15 protein-coding genes and 1 pseudogene are annotated in these 17,772 nt (G+C 69.4%); 8 read left to right on the forward strand and 8 right to left on the reverse strand.

Features of this window, described 5'->3' with window-relative positions:
- Positions 1 to 424 (forward strand): annotated as a pseudogene (locus tag V7E05_RS07140) (NAD(P)H-quinone dehydrogenase); the annotation flags it as partial.
- A gap of 67 nt (positions 425 to 491) precedes the next feature.
- On the opposite strand, the gene glpK reads toward V7E05_RS07140, so the two are convergent.
- Positions 492 to 2,051: a glycerol kinase GlpK gene (gene glpK, locus V7E05_RS07145; protein WP_442891629.1), complete on the reverse strand. Its 1,560-nt coding sequence runs from the start codon at positions 2,049 to 2,051 to the stop codon at positions 492 to 494.
- Positions 2,052 to 2,230: 179 nt separating this feature from the next.
- On the opposite strand from glpK, the gene V7E05_RS07150 reads away from it, so the two are divergent.
- Positions 2,231 to 4,051, forward strand: coding sequence for a glycerol-3-phosphate dehydrogenase/oxidase (locus V7E05_RS07150; protein ID WP_333618979.1), 1,821 nt, complete (start codon positions 2,231 to 2,233; stop codon positions 4,049 to 4,051).
- Between the two features lie 38 nt (positions 4,052 to 4,089).
- Here V7E05_RS07150 and V7E05_RS07155 read toward each other — a convergent pair whose 3' ends face one another.
- From V7E05_RS07155 to V7E05_RS07175, 5 genes are all read right to left on the reverse strand, one after another.
- A complete protein-coding gene (locus V7E05_RS07155; protein ID WP_333618980.1) occupies positions 4,090 to 4,452 on the reverse strand; it encodes a hypothetical protein in 363 nt (120 codons plus the stop codon).
- 136 nt (positions 4,453 to 4,588) lie between these two features.
- Positions 4,589 to 6,370 carry an acetyl/propionyl/methylcrotonyl-CoA carboxylase subunit alpha gene (locus V7E05_RS07160; RefSeq protein ID WP_333618981.1) on the reverse strand — a complete coding sequence of 594 codons (1,782 nt, stop codon included), beginning with the start codon at positions 6,368 to 6,370 and terminating at the stop codon, positions 4,589 to 4,591.
- Between the two features lie 55 nt (positions 6,371 to 6,425).
- Entirely contained in the window at positions 6,426 to 7,175 is a 750-nt protein-coding gene (locus tag V7E05_RS07165) for a Maf family protein (RefSeq protein WP_333618982.1), read from the reverse strand.
- A gap of 20 nt (positions 7,176 to 7,195) precedes the next feature.
- The gene (locus V7E05_RS07170) at positions 7,196 to 7,471 is read right to left on the reverse strand and encodes an acyl-CoA carboxylase subunit epsilon (protein ID WP_333618983.1); all 276 of its coding nucleotides are present in this window, start codon (positions 7,469 to 7,471) and stop codon (positions 7,196 to 7,198) included.
- On the reverse strand, positions 7,468 to 9,105 hold the full coding sequence (locus tag V7E05_RS07175) for an acyl-CoA carboxylase subunit beta (protein WP_333618984.1): 1,638 nt from the start codon (positions 9,103 to 9,105) through the stop codon (positions 7,468 to 7,470). Before V7E05_RS07175 ends, V7E05_RS07170 begins: the two co-directional genes overlap by 4 nt.
- A gap of 192 nt (positions 9,106 to 9,297) precedes the next feature.
- Here V7E05_RS07175 and V7E05_RS07180 point away from each other — a divergent pair, with 192 nt between their 5' ends.
- The 5 genes from V7E05_RS07180 (at position 9,298) to V7E05_RS07200 (ending at position 14,268) form a co-directional block, all read left to right on the forward strand.
- Positions 9,298 to 10,209, forward strand: a complete 912-nt coding sequence (locus V7E05_RS07180; protein ID WP_333618985.1) for a biotin--[acetyl-CoA-carboxylase] ligase — start codon at positions 9,298 to 9,300, stop codon at positions 10,207 to 10,209.
- Positions 10,209 to 10,727, forward strand: a complete 519-nt coding sequence (locus V7E05_RS07185; RefSeq protein ID WP_333618986.1) for a PH domain-containing protein — start codon at positions 10,209 to 10,211, stop codon at positions 10,725 to 10,727. Before V7E05_RS07180 ends, V7E05_RS07185 begins: the two co-directional genes overlap by 1 nt.
- A gap of 235 nt (positions 10,728 to 10,962) precedes the next feature.
- The gene (locus tag V7E05_RS07190; protein ID WP_333618987.1) at positions 10,963 to 12,288 is read left to right on the forward strand and encodes a 5-(carboxyamino)imidazole ribonucleotide synthase; all 1,326 of its coding nucleotides are present in this window, start codon (positions 10,963 to 10,965) and stop codon (positions 12,286 to 12,288) included.
- 223 nt (positions 12,289 to 12,511) lie between these two features.
- Positions 12,512 to 13,033: a 5-(carboxyamino)imidazole ribonucleotide mutase gene (gene purE, locus V7E05_RS07195; protein ID WP_333619002.1), complete on the forward strand. Its 522-nt coding sequence runs from the start codon at positions 12,512 to 12,514 to the stop codon at positions 13,031 to 13,033.
- Positions 13,034 to 13,098: 65 nt separating this feature from the next.
- Positions 13,099 to 14,268 (forward strand): acyl-CoA dehydrogenase family protein, encoded by a 1,170-nt coding sequence (locus tag V7E05_RS07200; RefSeq protein ID WP_333618988.1) that lies wholly within the window; start codon positions 13,099 to 13,101, stop codon positions 14,266 to 14,268.
- Positions 14,269 to 14,282: 14 nt separating this feature from the next.
- On the opposite strand, the gene V7E05_RS07205 is transcribed toward V7E05_RS07200, so the two are convergent.
- Positions 14,283 to 15,050 (reverse strand): TIGR03089 family protein, encoded by a 768-nt coding sequence (locus V7E05_RS07205; protein WP_333618989.1) that lies wholly within the window; start codon positions 15,048 to 15,050, stop codon positions 14,283 to 14,285.
- Between the two features lie 76 nt (positions 15,051 to 15,126).
- Positions 15,127 to 16,695, reverse strand: coding sequence for an LCP family protein (locus V7E05_RS07210; protein ID WP_333618990.1), 1,569 nt, complete (start codon positions 16,693 to 16,695; stop codon positions 15,127 to 15,129).
- Positions 16,696 to 16,847: 152 nt separating this feature from the next.
- Here V7E05_RS07210 and V7E05_RS07215 point away from each other — a divergent pair, with 152 nt between their 5' ends.
- Positions 16,848 to 17,759: a glycosyltransferase family 2 protein gene (locus tag V7E05_RS07215; protein ID WP_333618991.1), complete on the forward strand. Its 912-nt coding sequence runs from the start codon at positions 16,848 to 16,850 to the stop codon at positions 17,757 to 17,759.
- Positions 17,760 to 17,772: the final 13 nt, after the last annotated feature.

Raw genomic sequence — 17,772 nt, forward strand, 5'->3', positions numbered from 1 at the left:
GGGGCGCGTCGCGATGTACCACGCGCTCGGCGAGGGGGTCAGTCCGATCAAGCTGCGCACGGTGGCTTCCGCCGTGTTTACCAGGCCGGAGATCGCCACGGTGGGCATCTCACACGCGCAGATCGAATCGGGCGAGATCCCGGCGCGCGTCGAGGTGTTTCCGCTCGCGGGCAATCCGCGCGCGAAGATGCGTTCGGTGCGCCGCGGATTCGTCAAGCTGTTCTGCCGGCCGGCCTCAGGCGTGGTCATCGGTGGAGTGGTCGTCGCGCCGACCGCGTCGGAGCTGATCCTGCCCATTTCGGTGGCCGTGCGGAACCAGCTCACCGTGTCCGATATCGCGGCCTCGTTCTCGGTGTACCCGTCGATGTCCGGCTCGGTCACTGAGGCGGCGCGGCACCTCATGCGCCACGACGACCTGGACTAGCAGGGCGGCAAGGGCTGAACCCCTATCCGGCCCCGTCAAAGTCCTGTCGGCCCAGTTGGATATCCATCTACTCGGCCCAGCCGAACGTCCGCTCGACGGCGGCGTTCCAGCGCCCCCACAGCTCCTCGCGCCGCTCTGCCCCGAGCGACGGCGTCCACCGCGTGTCCTCGGCCCACAGCTCGCGGAGTTCATCCGTCGAGCCCCATACGCCCGAGGCGAGCCCCGCGGCGTATGCCGCCCCGAGCGCCGTGGTCTCGGTGATCTCGGGCCGCACCACCTCGATATCGCAGATATCGGCCTGGAACTGCATGAGCAGGTTGTTCACCACCATGCCGCCGTCGACACGCATCTCGACGGCGCGATGCCCGGAGTCCGCGCTCATCGCCTCGACGACCTCGCGGCACTGGTACGCCGTGGCCTCGAGCGCCGCGCGCGCGATGTGGCCCTTGGTGTGGAAGCGGGTAAGCCCGACCAGCGCGCCGCGGGCATCGGCGCGCCAGCGCGGGGCGAGCAGCCCGGAGAACGCCGGAACGAGGTAGCAGTCCCCGTTGTCGTCGACTGTCTCCGCGAGCGTCTCGATCTCGGCCGAGGAGGAAATGATCCCCAGGTTGTCGCGCAGCCACTGCACGAGCGAGCCGGTGACGGCGATCGATCCCTCGAGGGCGTAGCGGGGCGCATCGTCGCCGATCTTGTACGCAACGGTGGTGATGAGCCCGTGTGCGGACCTCTCCCGCGCGGTGCCGGTGGACAGGAGGAGGAAATTGCCGGTCCCGTAGGTGTTCTTCGCTTCTCCGGCGTCGAAGCACGTCTGCCCGAACATCGCGGCCTGTTGGTCGCCGAGGATCCCGCCGATGGGGGCTCCGGCGAAGATCCGCCCCGGCGCGACGGTCGCGAGGTGCCCGGAGGAGGGGACGATCCGCGGCAGCAGAGAGCGAGGGATGTCGAGGGCGCGAATCATATCCTCGGACCAGTCGAGGGTCTCGATGTCCATGAGAAGCGTGCGGGAGGCGTTGGTGACGTCGCAGAGGTGCTCGGCGTTGCCCTTGCCGACGCTCGAATCCCGCGTGCCGCCCTCCGAGCTCGGCAGCGCCGTGAGCCGGTAGACGAGCCACGAGTCGATGGTCCCGAAGGCGAGCTCCCCGGCTTCGGCGCGCTCGCGCACGCCCGGCACGTTGTCGAGGATCCAGCGGACCTTGGGCCCGGCGAAATACGTGGAGACGGGGAGCCCCGTGATCTCGCGGACCCGCTCCTCGCCGCCGTTGATGCGGGACTCGAGCTCCGTGCAGATCGGCCCGGTCCGCACGTCTTGCCACACGATCGCGTTGTATACGGGCTCCCCGGTGCGGCGGTCCCACACCACAGTGGTCTCGCGCTGGTTGGTGATCCCGATCGAGGAGATCTCGCCGGGGGTGAGATCGGACTGCGTGAGCGCCTCGGCCATGACCGTGCGCACGTTGCGCCAGATCTCCATGGCGTCGTGCTCCACCCAGCCGGCGCGCGGAAAGACCTGGCGGTGCTCGAGCTGGGCCTGGGAGCCTGGGACGATCCGCCCCCGCTGGTCGAAGATGATGGCGCGGCTTGAGGTGGTCCCCTGATCGAGGGCGAGGACATATGACGAGGAGCTCACGCGCACAACAGTAGACGGCGGGCGCGAAGCGGGCGACCGCATTCGGCGCGTCCGCGCCGGAAACCCGCGCGGCCCGGCGCGGCGGTCGTATCGTGGGGCGTGATGCGGGCTTCGCGGGCCGCGAGGGTGGCCCGCGGCAGCAGCCCGGCACGTCCGTCGTCAAAGGGGAAATAGGTTCCATGTCGTCCACCGCAACCACTGCGACATCCGCGACAACTGAGAGCACAGCCGCCACGGGCCTGGGGGAGCGTCCGCCGCGCATCGACGACCCCGACCTCTCGCCCGAGGCGCGGGAGCGCTCGTGGGAACGCCTGGGCGACGAGCAGTTCGACGTGCTGGTCATCGGCGGCGGTGTCGTCGGCGCGGGCGCCGCGCTCGACGCGGCGAGCCGCGGGCTACGAGTCGCGCTCGTCGAGGCGCGGGACTTCGCGGCGGGGACGTCCTCGCGCTCGTCGAAGATGTTCCACGGCGGCCTGCGTTACCTCGAGCAGCTCGATTTCGGGCTCGTCGCCGAGGCCCTCCACGAGCGCGAGCTGAGCATGTCCCGCCTCGCCCCGCACTTGGTCAAGCCGCTGGAATTCCTGTTCCCGTTGACACACCGGATCTGGGAGCGCCCCTACATGGCCGCGGGATTCGTGCTGTACGACGTCATGGGCGGGGCCAAGAGCGTGCCGGCGCAGAAGCATTACACCAAGGCGGGGGCCAAGCGCGTCGCGCCCGGCCTCAAGGACGGTGCGCTGGTCGGCGGAATCCGGTACTGGGACACGCTGGTAGACGACGCCCGCCACACCCTCACCCTCGCCCGGACCGCGGCGGCGCACGGCGCGACCATCCGCAACTCGACAGAAGTAGTGGGCTTTGTCCGCGAGGGGGAGCGGGTGCGCGGGGTGCGCCTCCGCGACACCGAGACCGGCGCGGAGACCGAGGCGAAGGCGCACTCGATCATCAACGCCACGGGCGTGTGGACGGACCAGCTGCAGAGCCTCGCCGGCGCCGATTCCGGCATGCGCGTGCGCGCCTCGAAGGGCGTCCACATCGTCGTGCCGCGCGAGAAGATCGACTCCTCCGCGGCGCTCATCTTGCGCACGGAGCGCTCGGTGCTCTTCGTCATCCCGTGGGGCGGGCACTGGATCATCGGCACGACGGACACCGACTGGAACCTCGATCTCGCTCACCCGGCCGCGACGAGCTCGGACATCGAGTACATCCTCGGCCATGTCAATGCCGTTCTCGCCGATCCCATTACGCGCGACGACATCCAGGGCGTCTACGCGGGCCTGCGACCTCTGCTCTCCGGTTCCGCCGACTCGACCACGAAGCTGTCCCGGGAGCACGCGGTGCTGCCCGTGGCCCCCGGCATGGTCGTCGTCGCGGGCGGCAAATACACCACGTATCGGGTCATGGCCGAAGACGCCGTCGATGCGATCACCGAGTTCGTGCCCACCGAACGCGCGGATGGCGTCCCCCGGTCTCTGACGGCGGAGCTCCCTCTTCTCGGTGCCGACGGGTATCGCGCGCTGGAGAACCGGATCCCTCGGCTCGCCGAGCAGTGGGGCGTCGGTGAGCACACCGTGCGCCACCTACTCGATCGCTACGGATCTCTGGCCACCGAGATCGTTCGTCTCGCCGCAGATCGCCCCGAGCTCGCCGCACCGCTCGAAGGTGCCGAGGAATACCTCGGGGCCGAGGTCGCCTACGCGGCGCAGCGCGAGGGCGCGCTCCACGTAGAAGACGTGCTCGTGCGGCGCACACGGGTGTCGATGGAGTACGCGCACCGCGGCGCCTCGTGCGCCGAGCAGGTGGCGTCGATCCTCGGCGACGAACTCGGCTGGGACGCCGAGCGCATCGAATCCGAGGCGAGCCTGTACCGCGAGCGCGTCGCCGCCGAGCTGCTCTCGCAGTCCTCCGGCGACGACAACGAGGCCGACAGCCTCCTACGCAGTGCCCCGGAGTCCCGGCCCGCACTGGTCGAGTCCTCGATCCACCCGGCCGGGCGGTAGGCGAGACCTCCGAGCGGGCGGGGCACCCTGCAGGGGCCTCAGTTCTCCCGATACGAGTCGACGAAGCGACCGATCGCCGCGAGTGGTCCGGCGAAGCGGGCGCGCGGGTCCGTGATCCCCGGGGCCGCGGTGATGGCGAGCTCGGGGGTCGCGTTCCCGCCCGTGTCGCCCGCGACGTCGTAGACGACGATGGCGAGGCACGTGGGATCCGTCTGCTCACACACGGCCCACGAGAGTTCATTCTCCTCGGCCCAGCCGCGGTCGAGCTCGCGGATTCTCTCTCGGGCGGCCCCCTCGTCGAGGCCGAGGATCGCTGCGGCGGCCACGGTGTCGTCGACGCGCTCGTCGGCCCGCAGGCCGCGAAGGTAGTGGCCGCCGGCATTGATTTCGATGGGCTCCATGGGTTCCTCCTCGACTTTCGCCGCAACCTCCGGCGATTGCGCAGTGCGCAAAAAGAGCCGAGGCCGCGCCGATCTGCGAAGATCGGCGCGGCCCCGGCGTCGTTCTGTGGTGGGCAGCCGCCCTATCGGCGCGCTGTTACTTGATCTCGCAGATCGGCGAGCCCTGCGTGATCGGGGAGCCCGCCTCCACGGCGATGGACTCGACCTTGCCGTCCTTGTGGGCGGTCACGGGGTTCTCCATCTTCATCGCCTCGAGCACGGCGATCAGATCGCCGGCGGCGACCTCCTGGCCCTCGGAGACGGCGACCTTGACCACGGTGCCTTGCATCGGCGCGGTGACGGAATCGCCCGAGGCCGAGGCGCCGGCCGAAGCCTTGCGCGTGCGGGACTTGGGCTTCTTGCGGATGTTGCCGCCGGGCGCGCCACCGAAGGCGAGATCACCGGGGAGGGAGACCTCGACGCGGCGGCCGTCGACCTCGACCACGACGTTCTTGCGCTCGACCTTCTCGTCCTCACCTGCAGGCGTGCCGCCGTCGAAGGGCTCGATCGGGTTCTCCCAATCGGTCTCGATCCACTTGGTGTAGACGTCAAACGACTCACCGTCGCCGACGAACGCGGGATTACGGACGATGTGGCGGTGGAAGGGGAGCACCGTGGCGAGTCCGCCGATCCTGTACTCCTCGAGCGCGCGGTGCGCGCGGGCGAGCGCGGCCTCGCGGTCCTCGCCCCACACGATGAGCTTGGCGAGCATCGAGTCGAACCGGCCGCTGATCTCGTCGCCGGCGACGACACCGGAGTCCATCCGGACGCCGGGGCCCGACGGCTCGACGTACTCGGTGATCTTGCCCGGGGCGGGAAGGAAGCCGCGGCCCGCGTCCTCGCCGTTGATGCGGAACTCGAACGCGTGGCCGCGCGGGGTCGGGTCCTCGGTGAACTCGAGGGCATCGCCCTCGGCGATCTTGAACTGCTGGAGCACGAGGTCGATGCCCGAGGTCTCCTCGGTCACGGGGTGCTCGACCTGGAGCCGCGTGTTGACCTCGAGGAACGAGACCGTGTCGCCCTGCACGAGGTACTCGACCGTGCCGGCGCCGTAGTAGCCGGCTTCGCGGCAGATCGCCTTCGCGGACTCGTGGATCCGGCTGCGCTGAGACTCGGTGAGGAACGGCGCCGGGGCCTCCTCGACGAGCTTCTGGAAGCGGCGCTGCAGCGAGCAGTCACGGGTGCCGGCGACGATCACGTTGCCGTGCTGATCGGCGATGACCTGCGCCTCGACGTGTCGGGCCTTGTCGAGGTACTGCTCGACGAAGCACTCGCCGCGGCCGAACGCGGCCACGGCCTCACGGGTCGCGGACTCGAACAGGTCCGGGATCTCCTCGATGGTGTGCGCGACCTTCATGCCGCGTCCGCCGCCGCCGAAAGCGGCCTTGATGGCGACAGGCACGCCGTATTCCTTGGCGAACGCGACGACTTCGTCGGCGCCGGAGACCGGGTCCTTCGTGCCTGCGGCCATCGGGGCGTTGGCGCGCTCGGCGATGTGGCGAGCGGTGACCTTGTCTCCGAGGTCGCGGATCGCCGCGGGCGGCGGGCCGACCCAGGTGATCCCCGCGTCGATCACGGCCTGCGCGAACTCCGCGTTCTCGGAGAGGAAGCCGTAGCCCGGGTGGATCGCGTCGGCGCCGGACTTCTTCGCGGCGTCGATGATCTTGTCGATCACGAGGTACGACTCGGCGGAGGTCTGCCCGCCGAGCGCGAACGCCTCGTCGGCGAGCTTGACGAACTGCGCCTCGGCATCCGGCTCCGCGTACACGGCGACGCTGGAGATGCCCGCGTCCTTGCAGGCGCGGATGACGCGCACGGCGATCTCGCCGCGGTTCGCTACGAGCACCTTGCTGATCGACTTGAGTGCGTGGGCTGCCACGTTATGTCTCCTGGGAATATCGGGTGATTGATGGTGAAAGTCGTGTTGTTCGGTTCTAGCTATCGGGCTCGCGGCCGATGAGGTCGGGGCTCCACAATTCGGATACCGACGCCCCGACGCGCTCGAGCATGTGGCGCATGAGGGGAAGGCTGAGCCCGATGACCCCCGAAGGATCTCCTTCGATCCCGTCGATGAACCAGCCGCCCAGAGCCTCAAGGGTAAACGCTCCCGCGCATTCCAGAGGCTCTTCGGTATCGATGTATGCCCGCAGGTCGGCGTCCGCCGGGGTGCCGAAATGGACGGCCGTCACAGAGGACTCCGTGACCACCCTGCCGACGCCGGTGCGGGCCCCGTGACCCGGCGTGTCGATTGCGATCTCGGCGAGCGCGTGGCCCGTAACGAGGTGCGCCGTCTCGCCGCGCAGCGCCTGCCAGCGCTCCCACGCCCGCTCCTTCGTGTGCGGCTTGCCCTCGAGCTCGTTGCCAACGAGGAGCATGGAATCGCAGCCGAGGACGTACATCCGCTCGGCGCCGCTCTCCCTGGCGATCTCCTCGGCCCACCCCTCTGCGACGAAGCGGGCTTTCGCGCGCGCCAACTCCTTGACGACGTCGGTGTTCGCCATGTCCGCGGGGAGGCGTGAGACGATCTCGTCCTCATCGACCCCGGAGGGCCGGACGATAGGCTCGACGCCGCCCGAGCGCAGGATCTGCAGCCGGGACGGCGACGCGGAGGCGAGCACGAACGCCGGCGGGATCGGGTTGGTGCGAGCGCGCGCCGCTGAGCCCGCGGACATCGATGTGGACATGCGGAGTCTGCTCCCTCGGCCTACAGAAACTTCTCGTCGAGGAACGAGTTGGTGGACTTCCAGAACACGCCCCGCACCCTGCTGGGCGCGCTGCCCCAGGAATCGCGGGGCTCGGTGGACACCGGGTTGCGCGCGGCGATGGCCGCGTTCCCCTCGGCGGTGGCGAAGAGCGCCGTCAGGATGCCGACCTGTTCCGGGGTGGGATTGCCGCGCACGATCTCGAAAAACGAGCGCTGTGTGGCGCTGGCCTCGACGGCGTGCGTGCCTGCCGATGCTGCGTTGTTCTCGGTGCTCATAGCGGGATGTTTCCGTGCTTCTTCGCCGGCACGGGCACGACTTTGCGGTCGAGGAGGCGCAGTGCCTGGGCGATCTGGAGGCGGGTGTGCGAGGGCGGGATCACCGCGTCGATGTATCCGCGCTCGGCGGCGACATACGGGTTGACCAGCGTGTCCTCGTACTCCTGCTGGAGCTCGAGGCGCTTGGCCTCCACGTCCTCGCCCGCGGCCGCGGCGTCGTTGAGCTGCTGGCGGTACACGAAGCCGACGGCACCGGAAGCGCCCATGACGGCGATCTCCGCGGTCGGCCAGGCGAGGTTGACATCGGCGCCCATGTGCTTGGATCCCATGACGTCGTACGCCCCGCCGTAGGCCTTGCGGGTGATGACCGTGATCTTGCCGACCGTGGCCTCGCCGTAGGCGTAGAGGAGCTTGGCGCCGCGGCGGATGATCCCGTTGAACTCCTGGTCGGTGCCCGGGAGGAAGCCCGGAACGTCGACGAGCGTGACGATCGGGATGTTGAAGGCATCGCACGTGCGGACGAAGCGCGCGGCCTTCTCTGCGGCCTTGATGTCGAGGCAGCCGGCGAACTGGGTCGGCTGGTTGGCGACGATGCCCACGGAGCGGCCCTCGACCCGGCCGAAGCCGACGACCACGTTGGTCGCGTAGCCGTCCTGGATCTCGAGGAACTCGTCTTCGTCGAGGATCCGGCGGATGACCTCGTGCATGTCGTACGGGCTGTTCGAGGAGTCGGGGACGAGGGTGTCCAGCTCTATGTCCTCGGCGGTGAGGCCGTCTTCGATCGGCCCCTCGTGCACATCGGCGTCGTAACGCGGCGCCTCGGCGCGGTTGTTCGAGGGCAGGTAGCCGAGCAGGTCGCGGACGAAGTCCAGGGCATCCTGTTCGTCGCTCGCGGTGTAGTGGCTGACGCCGGACTTGCTCATATGCGTGGACGCGCCACCGAGCTCCTCCTGCGTGACCTGCTCGCCGGTGACGGTCTTGATGACATCGGGGCCGGTGACGAACATCTGCGAGGTGCCGTCGACCATGACGGTGAAATCGGTGAGCGCGGGGGAGTAAACGTGGCCGCCGGCAGAGGGGCCCATGATGAGCGAGACCTGCGGGATGACGCCGGAGGACTGCACGTTGCGGTGGAAGATCTCGCCGTAGAGGCCCAGGGAGACGACGCCCTCCTGGATGCGTGCGCCGGCGCCGTGATTGATGCCGATCATCGGGCGGCCCGTCTTGAGTGCGAGGTCCATTACCTTGACGATCTTCTCGCCGTATACCTCGCCGAGCGCGCCGCCGAACACGGAGGCGTCCTGCGAGAACACGCAGACCTCGCGGCCCTCGATGGTGCCGTAGCCTGTGACCACACCGTCGCCCGTGGGGCGGCGCTCGGCGAGGCCGAAGTTCTGCGAACGGTGCTTGGCGAGAGCGTCCATTTCCATGAAGGAGCCCGGATCGAGGAGATTCTCGATGCGCTCCCGGGCGGTCATCTGGCCCTTGTCGTGGACCTTCTCTATCGCGCCCTGCCCCATGGGGGCATGTGCTTCGGCGAGGCGGCGCCGGAGGTCTTCCAGCTTGCCCGCGGTGGTGTGGATGTCGATGGGGGCGTCGTCGCCGCCCCCGACCGGTTGTGAGGCTGTCGTCATGTTGCCGACTCTATCGTTTTGATAACGGACGGTGGTGATGAACGTCGCCATTGGGCGCATGCCGGGAAGAAAAAATGATGGCCGCCGGGATTCCGTTTCGCGCCCCGCGGCCTTTGATACGGGGGCACTTTCTTGCCATGGGGTCTTGCTCGCCACTGCCGCATTGTCGCCCGCGACACTAGGGTGGACCACGTGTTCGAAGACCTGTCCAGGCCGCCCCTCCGCGAGTCCGAGCTGCGCTCCGCGCTAGTCGAGGGGCCGTTGGCCGATTACTCGGCGCTCGACGTCGTCCCCGAACTCGGCTCGAGCAACGCCGAGTTGCTCGAGCGTGCCCGAGCGGGAGCGGGAGACAAGACCGCGCTGCTCGCCGAATACCAGTGGCGTGGCAGGGGAAGGCTCGGCCGTTCGTGGACGGCGCCGGCAGGAAGCCAGATCGCGCTGTCGGTGCTCATCCGGCCCGGCGTCGTACATCCCGATCTGTTCGGCTGGCTGCCGCTGGTCACCGGTCTCGCCGTGCGCGATGCGCTGGCCGAGCATGCGGGACTCGCCGCGAGCCTCAAATGGCCGAACGACGTTCTCGTGGATGCCGCGGGCGCGGGAGTCACCCAGGCTCGCAAGCTCGCCGGGATCCTCGTCGAAATGATTCTGCTGCCGGCCGAGGGCGTCTACTCGATGTCCCTGCCCGCGATCGTCGTGGGCGTCGGCCTCAACGTCTCGCTGCGGCCCGAGGAACTCCCGGTGCCCACGGCGACGTCGGTCGACATCGAAAGGACCGCGCGGGGGGAGGGCGAGCCGGCGAACAGGACTATTCTCGCCAAGGAGCTCCTCCGGGCCCTCTCCGTCCGCCACGAGCAGTGGAGGGCGTGCGAGCGCGGCTCCTCGTCGGTGATCTCCGAGGAGCTGTACCGCGAGTACCAGGAGGCCTGTTCCACCATCGGCCAGACTGTCCGCGTGGAATTCCCCGACGGGAGCGAGCTTCTTGGCGTCGCGGAGACGGTCGATCGCTCGGGCGAGCTCGTCGTCCGCGATGCCTCGGGGGAGGCCGTTCACGTGGCCGCCGGCGATGTCCACCACGTGCGGAGCGGCGCCGCCGAGGAGAATTGATGCGCCTGGCACAGCGCGGCAGGGCCGCGGCGCCGGTCGAGCACCTGCTCATAGAGACGCGGCCGCACGGCCGCGCCCTCGTCCGTCCCGCCCTCGTCGCGGCCATCGGCGCCGCCATCGCCGGCGCGGCAGGCGGCTTCGTCGAGCTCCAGGCTCCGGCGGTCGACGGAACGGATGCCGTGCCCGCGCTCGTCGCCATCATCGCGCTGATCTACGCGCTCGTCGTGCTCCGCTGGACCGTCGCGCCGTGGCTGCGGTGGCGTGGGCAGGTGTTCACGGTCACCGATCAGCGGATCATCGGCCGCTCGGGCGTCATGCGCCACCACCGCTTCGAAATGCCGCTGTCCCGGGTCGGCGCGATCCGCTACAGACACACGGTTTCGGACAGGATGTTCGGCACCGGCACCCTGATCATCGACTCAGCGCGGGGCGAGCGCCTCGAGTTCTCCGATCTGCCTCGCATTTCCGACATCCACAGCGTGGTCTACGAGCTCGTCGCCGCTCCCGTGCGGGGCTGAGCGGCCCGGTCGCCGGCGCGGATGTTCTGGATTCCCGACCGTGTCCACATCCGGCCCTCGGCATACGCCTGCCGAGCTCCCCGCTACGCACTTTCCCGGCGCCCTGCTATGGCTGGCCGCGCCTTTGCCTTGCCCCCGCCACGTTCCCCGCACGCCTCCCGGGTGGGTCCTCTGCCCGGGTCCCGCGGAACGTGCGAAAATGGTGGGCGTGGATCACGGCGAAGGATTTGGCGACATGACTCTCCGGAATGGGCAAGGACAAGGACACGGCGAAGCTGGCCAACAGCCGCCCGCGGGCGGGCAGGCCGAGCGCAATTCGCTCGGCATGCCGGTGGTCGGGATGATCGGCGGCGGCCAGCTCGCGCGGATGACCCAAGAAGCGGCACTCCCGCTGGGGCAGACGCTGCGCGTCCTCGCGGCGTCCTCGGAAGAATCTTCGGCACAGTCGACCCCGGACGTCGTGCTCGGCTCCTTCGAGGACCTCGGCGATCTGCAACGCTTCGCCGCCGGCTGCGACGCCGTGACCTTCGACCACGAACACGTGCCGCAGGAACTCCTCGCCGAGCTCGTGGCGTCCGGAGTCAACGTGCAGCCGCCGCCCTCCGCCCTGCTGCACGCGCAGGACAAGCTGGTTATGCGCGAGCGACTCGCGGCGATCGGCGCGCCGGTGCCGCCCTACGCCGAGGTATCCGATCCCGAGGACGCGGCGCGCTTCGTCGCCGCACACGGCGACACCGCCGTGCTCAAGGCGCGACGCGGCGGCTACGACGGCAAGGGCGTGTGGATGCTCACGGGCGTCGAGGAGGCGCGGGCCGTGGCCGCCGAGCAGCTCGAGCAGGGCGTTCCTTTGATGATCGAGCAGAGGGTGTTCTGGGAGCGCGAGCTCTCCGCGCTCGTCGCCCGCTCGCCGTTCGGGCAGGGCGCGGTGTGGCCGGTCGTCGAAACCATCCAGCGCGGCGGGATCTGCCACACGGTGATCGCGCCGGCACAGGACCTCTCCGAGGAGCTTCGGACGCAGGCGCACGCGCTGGCCCTCACCATCGCAGGCGAGCTCGGGGTCACCGGCGTCCTCGCCGTAGAACTCTTCGAGTTCCGGGCCGCCGACGGCAGCACGGGCCTGCTCGTCAACGAGCTGGCGATGCGGCCGCACAATTCGGGGCACTGGACGCAGGACGGGGCGATCACCTCGCAGTTCGAGCAACACCTGCGCGCGGTGCTCGACCTACCACTCGGCTCGACGCTCCCTGTCGTCCCGCTCACGATCATGGCCAACGTCCTCGGCGCCGAATACACCCCGGAGATGAGCATGGACGAGCGTGTCCACCACCTCGGCGCGCGGTTCCCGCACGTCAAGGTTCATCTCTACGGCAAGTCGGAGCGTCCCGGTCGCAAACTGGGACACGTCAACGTGGTCGGCAGCGCGCCAGATCAGGAGACCTTCGAGGAGACCCGCGCCGTCGCCGAGCTGGCCTCGAACTGGCTCGCCACCGCCCAGTGGGCAGACGGCTGGGACCCGCACGAGGGCGCGCCCGTCGGGCAGTTCCGGCGCGGCGGGGACTGACCGGCAGCCGAGCGGCACGCCGGCCATCCACAATCGAGAACAGCACGAGCGACCAAGGGAGACGATCGAGATGTCGGAGAACGCAGGCGGAGCCCAGGAGCCGGGGAACGGCGAGGATCCTGGTAACGACACCGAACACGGCAAGGACACCAAACCCCGGAACAGCAGCGAGGGGTCCGTACCCGAGTCCCCGTCGCGCGGCCACGAGCTGAGCCAGCAGTCGCTGGTCTCGCGTGAGGGCCAGTCTCCGGCGCCGCGGGTCGGTCTCATCATGGGCAGCGATTCGGACTGGGCGACCATGGAGGACGCGGCGCAGGCGCTCCTCGAGTTCGAAGTGCCCTTCGAGGTCGGTGTCGTTTCCGCGCACCGGACCCCGCGCAAGATGCTCGACTACGCGGAGACCGCGGCCGACAGGGGAGTGCAGGTGATCATCGCCGGCGCCGGCGGCGCTGCGCACCTGCCGGGCATGGTCGCCGCATCGACTCCGCTGCCCGTGATCGGAGTCCCGGTCCCGCTCGCGCGCCTCGACGGCATGGATTCGCTGCTGTCGATCGTGCAAATGCCGGGCGGCGTGCCCGTCGCGACGGTGTCGATCGGCGGCGCCCGCAACGCCGGGCTCCTCGCCGTCCGCATCCTCGCCGCGAGCGATCCCGCGCTGCAGCGCGCCATGCTCGCCTTCCAGGCGGACCTCGAGCGGATGGTCCACGACAAGGACGAGGCGCTGCGCCGCCGACTCCTCGGATAGCCCCTGCATATACCATCGATAGTCGACGACAGTCTGCGAAATAGTCTTTCCGAAGGAGAACCAAGGTGACCGGTAACGCCGATTTCGATCTCTACCGCCCGGCCGAGGAGCACGAGGCGCTCCGCGAGGCGATTCGCGCCCTCTCCGAGAAGGAGATCGCTCCGCACGCCAAGGACGTCGACGAGGAGGAGCGCTTCCCGCAGGAGGCGCTCGACGCTCTCAACGGCTCCGGCTTCAACGCAGTGCACGTCCCCGAGGAGTACGGCGGGCAGGGTGCCGATTCGGTCGCCACCTGTATCGTCATCGAGGAGGTCGCCCGCGTCTGTGGCTCGTCCTCGCTCATCCCGGCCGTGAACAAGCTCGGCACCATGGGCCTCATCCTCAACGGCGGCGAGGAGCTCAAGCAGAAGGTGCTCCCCGAGATCGCCGGCGGCAAGATGGCCTCCTACGCGCTCTCGGAGCGCGAGGCCGGCTCCGATGCCGCTTCGATGCGCACCCGCGCGCGCAAGGACGGCGAGGACTGGATCCTCAACGGAAACAAGGCGTGGATCACCAATGGCGGCAAGTCCACCTGGTACACGGTCATGGCCGTCACGGATCCGGAGAAGGGCGCCAGCGGCATCTCGGCGTTCCTCGTCAACGCAGACGACGAGGGCTTCGGCGTCTCCAAGACGGAGAAGAAGCTCGGCATCAAGGGCTCGCCCACCGCGGAGCTCTACTTCGAGGACGTCCGCATCCCGGGCGACCGCATCCTCGGCGAGGAGGGCACGGGCTTCAAGACCGCGCTCCGCACCCTCGACCACACGCGCCCGACGATCGGTGCGCAGGCTCTCGGTATCGCGCAGGGCGCGCTCGATGCGGCCATCGAGTACACCAAGGACCGCAAGCAGTTCGGCCGCTCCATCTCGGACTTCCAGAACACGCAGTTCATGCTCGCCGACATGGCGATGAAGATCGAGGCCGCCCGCCTCATGGTCTACACGGCCGCAGCGAACGCCGAGCGCGGCTCGGCCCCGGGCAACCAGAAGCTCGGCTTCATGGCCGCTGCGTCGAAGACCTTCGCCTCGGACGTGGCCATGGAGGTCACCACCAACGCCGTGCAGCTCTTCGGCGGCGCGGGCTTCACCCGCGACTTCCCGGTCGAGCGCATGATGCGCGACGCGAAGATCACCCAGATCTACGAGGGCACCAACCAGATCTGCCGCATGGTCATGGCGCGCCAGATCCTCGGCTAGTCGGACGCGGGCGCCTATGCGCCCGCGTCTGAACGGTCCACCTTCTCCGTCGCCCGGATACCGTCGAGCCACTCGGCCGTCGCCCGGGCGGCGGAGTCGTCTGTTTCGGGGCCCTGCCCGGAGTCGCTCCAGTCGGCTCCCGTACCCGTGCTCGCGAGCACTAGCGAGCCCCCGCCGGAAAACACCGCGACGAGCGACTCGACGAGCTCGCGCGTGTCAGGATCGACGCTCAGCACCCTTCCGGAACGCTTGCCGACGGCGGAGGGCGACGTCCACGCGAGCGGTTCGGGCGCCCCGCCGCCCGGAGTGGGGGAGAAGGAATCGGGGTACGGGCGAGCCTCGGCGACGAGCCCCGACACCCCGGGCGGCAGATCGAGCGGGGCCATGGCGAAGGCATCGAGGCCGGCGACAAAGAGCTCGTCCGCGTCGTCGTGGGCGTCGATCCGATCGACCGTGCAGATCGTCGCCACGGCGTCCTCTGCGCCGGGGCCGCCGGGCAGCGCCACCGCGCAGCCCGCCCACCAGATCCCCAGCGGGATCGTCACCGAGAGCCAATGGGAGGACAGGTCCACGACGACGGTGTCGCCGGGCATCGCCCCGAGACCGTCACGCAGCAGCCCGCCGATCTTGGCGGCCCAGTTGAGCGTCGTCACGACCGACAACTCGATGCGCGAATCCTCGCCCAGGTCGTAGTGGGTGATGAGCGGGGCGGCGGGATCGGCGGCCATGCGCTCGGCGAGGAGGGAGTCGGTGAGGGTCGCGGGGGAGCTCGGGGAGGTCATGCCCGCGATGGTAGCGCCCGTGCCGCGGCCGGAGCTTCCCCACCCGCCGCGCTGATGTCGCGGGGCGCGGGTGGGATCAGTTGACGCAGGGGACCTTCTGCGAGGCGTCGAACTTCGGCCGCTCGGCGATCTCCGGCGGCAGCTCCGAGCCCTCCGACTGGACGAAGGTCGGGGTGCCGGAGCTCTCGCCCGAGGCGTCCTGCCCGGACTCCTGTTGGGAGGCCGAGGCGGTGGGGCCGGTGTAGTCGTCGGCGACGACCACGCGGACCGTGCCCTCCGGGAGATTGAAATCCGTCTGCACGGGGAGACCGCCGAGCGCCTGGGAGACCTGGTCGGCCTCGGGGCTCGTGGCCGAGGAAGCGTAGACGGTCGAGGTCGACGCGGACTCCGGCTCGGAGGTGAGCTGGCCCTCGACATACCCCTGCTCGGTGAGCGCGCCGAGGACGTCGCCGCCGAGTCCGTCGGTGTACGTCGCGTTGGCGATGTCGACGGTCACATTCGCCGGGTCCACCGCGAGCCCGGCGTCCGCGGCCTGCGACTGCGCCGCGGCCGCGGCGTCGCGGCCACCGAACTGGGCGACGAACTTCTGCACCTGCTTCGGGTCGACGGTGACCACGGACTCGCCGTAGGCGCCGGTCGCGTCGATCGCCGTCACGGGGATGGTCTCGAAGCGGACGTTGTCGCCCTGGATGTTGCGGAGCTGCAGGGCGAAGTCGATGATGTTCCAGTTCTGGTCGATGACCAGCGAGCGGGACACCGCGTCATTGAGCTTCTGCAGCTTGCCCGGGTCGGTGAGCGTGCCCGTCGACAGGATCCTGTTGGCGAGCTGGGACATGTAGACCTGCTGGCGGACGATCCGGTCGAGGTCGCCGGCGGGGAGATCGTGGCGCTGGCGAACGAAGCTCAGGGCGTCGGAGCCGGAGATGGTCTGGGGGCCCGCCGGGAAGTTGGCGCCCGAGAGGGGCTCGTCGACGGGCTCGTTGAGGCACACCTCGACGCCGCCGACGGCGTCGGTGAGTAGAACGAAGCCGAGGAGGCCTATCTCCGCGTAGTGGTCGATCTGCAGGCCCATGAGGTCCTGCACGTCGCTCACGAGGGCCTGGCGGCCGGCGCTGATCGCCTCGTTGCGGACGCCCGCCTCGGCCTTGGAGTCGTCGATGATCTCCTCGCCGGCGTCGTTGACGGTCTTTTCGTCGGGATCGTCGCCGACGCCCTTCTTGAGGAGCGCCTCGTTCTTCGTCGCGCCGTAGACACCGTTGATCTTGGTGGGCCCGAGGTTCGGGTCGTTGATGTAGGTGTCGCGCGGGATCGACAGGACCGTCGCCGAGGAACCGTCGTTGGGGATGCGGACCAAGAGGATCGTGTCGGTGTTGTCCGTCGCCTCGTCGCCCGTGCGGAGCTTGGACAGGTCGTCCTCGGAGAGCGGGTTGCCCTGGGCGTCCGTGCGGGTGTCGGAGCCGACCATGAGGATATCGACGGCGCCGTCGGCGCCGTCGCCGGAGAAGTTGAGGCTGGAGTCCGCGGCGATGGACGATTCGAGCCCTTGCACCATCGTCCAACCCACGCCCGTGACGACGAGGCAGACGGCTGCGGCTGCGGCCGCGAGTCCGCGGCTCACTCGCTTTACCGGCGATGACAGAGGCATAGAGGTTCCAGAATCCTTCGCGACGAAAACGCGGGGCGCGTGAAGGTATCAACCTACTGCACGAACCCGTGAAGACGGCAAGAGGGCGTCCGGGTACGCCCCGGCGCCCCGAAATACCAAGCCAAAGATACCCGTTCTCTATTGTGGCACTCGTGACGCCACGCCTCCCCATCATCACCGTGACCTACTCGCCAGGGCGCCATCTCGACGCCTTCGTCGACTCGATTCCCGGCGCGACCGGGCGAGAGACGCTCGTCGTCTGCGCCGACAACGGCTCGACCGACGGGGTTCCCGAGCGCATCGCCGCCGAGCGCGAGAACGTCGAGTTCCTTCCCACCGGGGGCAACTTTGGCTACGGGACGGCGATCAATCGGGCAGCGCAGTGGCTGCGCTCGGGGCCGTCCGAAGCGCTCCCCGCGGGTTCGGTCGACGAGGACTGGCTCCTCGTGGTCAACCCCGATGTCGAGTTCGCCCCCGGCTCGATCGACGCGCTCCTCGCCGCGGCCGAGCGGCACCCGCAGGCCGGGGCGTTCGGCCCGCAGATTTCCGAGCGCGACGGAAGCATCTACCCCTCGGCACGCGCGGTCCCCGTCCTCTCTACCGGCATCGGACACGCTCTGTTCGGTGCGGTGTGGCCCGGCAACCCGTGGACCGGGAAATACCGGCAGAGCGCCGTCATGGATGCCGAGCGGACGGCCGGGTGGCTCTCTGGTTCGTGTCTGCTCCTGCGCCGCGAGGCCTTCGATGCGATCGGCGGATTCGACGAGCGGTACTTCATGTATTTCGAGGACACCGATCTCGGGGACAGGCTCGGCCGCTCCGGCTGGGATAACGTCTACGTACCGGCAGCCGTGATCCACCACGATCAGGGGCATGCGGCTGGAGCAGTGCCCGAGAAGATGCTGCCGGCGCACCACGCGAGCGCCTACCGCTTTCAGGCGGACCGGCTCCGAGGTCCCGCGCTGGCGCCGGTGCGCCTCGCGCTGCGGCTTGGGCTCGCCGTGCGCGAGCGGCTGGCCGTCCGCGCCGCACGCCGAGCCTCCGCCACCGATTCTCCGAAGTGAAAGCAGGGAAGGC

Source organism: Dietzia sp. (genome assembly GCF_036741115.1).
Taxonomy (GTDB): domain Bacteria; phylum Actinomycetota; class Actinomycetes; order Mycobacteriales; family Mycobacteriaceae; genus Dietzia.

Excerpts from the sequence above, each read along its gene's own strand:
- V7E05_RS07150 (WP_333618979.1), top strand. The coding sequence starts at position 2,231 with ATGTCGTCCACCGCAACCACTGCGACATCCGCGACAACTGAGAGCACA.
- V7E05_RS07155 (WP_333618980.1), bottom strand. The coding sequence starts at position 4,452 with ATGGAGCCCATCGAAATCAATGCCGGCGGCCACTACCTTCGCGGCCTG.
- V7E05_RS07165 (WP_333618982.1), bottom strand. The coding sequence starts at position 7,175 with ATGTCCACATCGATGTCCGCGGGCTCAGCGGCGCGCGCTCGCACCAAC.
- V7E05_RS07170 (WP_333618983.1), bottom strand. The coding sequence starts at position 7,471 with ATGAGCACCGAGAACAACGCAGCATCGGCAGGCACGCACGCCGTCGAG.
- V7E05_RS07175 (WP_333618984.1), bottom strand. The coding sequence starts at position 9,105 with ATGACGACAGCCTCACAACCGGTCGGGGGCGGCGACGACGCCCCCATC.
- V7E05_RS07185 (WP_333618986.1), top strand. The coding sequence starts at position 10,209 with ATGCGCCTGGCACAGCGCGGCAGGGCCGCGGCGCCGGTCGAGCACCTG.
- V7E05_RS07190 (WP_333618987.1), top strand. The coding sequence starts at position 10,963 with ATGACTCTCCGGAATGGGCAAGGACAAGGACACGGCGAAGCTGGCCAA.
- V7E05_RS07205 (WP_333618989.1), bottom strand. The coding sequence starts at position 15,050 with ATGACCTCCCCGAGCTCCCCCGCGACCCTCACCGACTCCCTCCTCGCC.
- V7E05_RS07210 (WP_333618990.1), bottom strand. The coding sequence starts at position 16,695 with ATGCCTCTGTCATCGCCGGTAAAGCGAGTGAGCCGCGGACTCGCGGCC.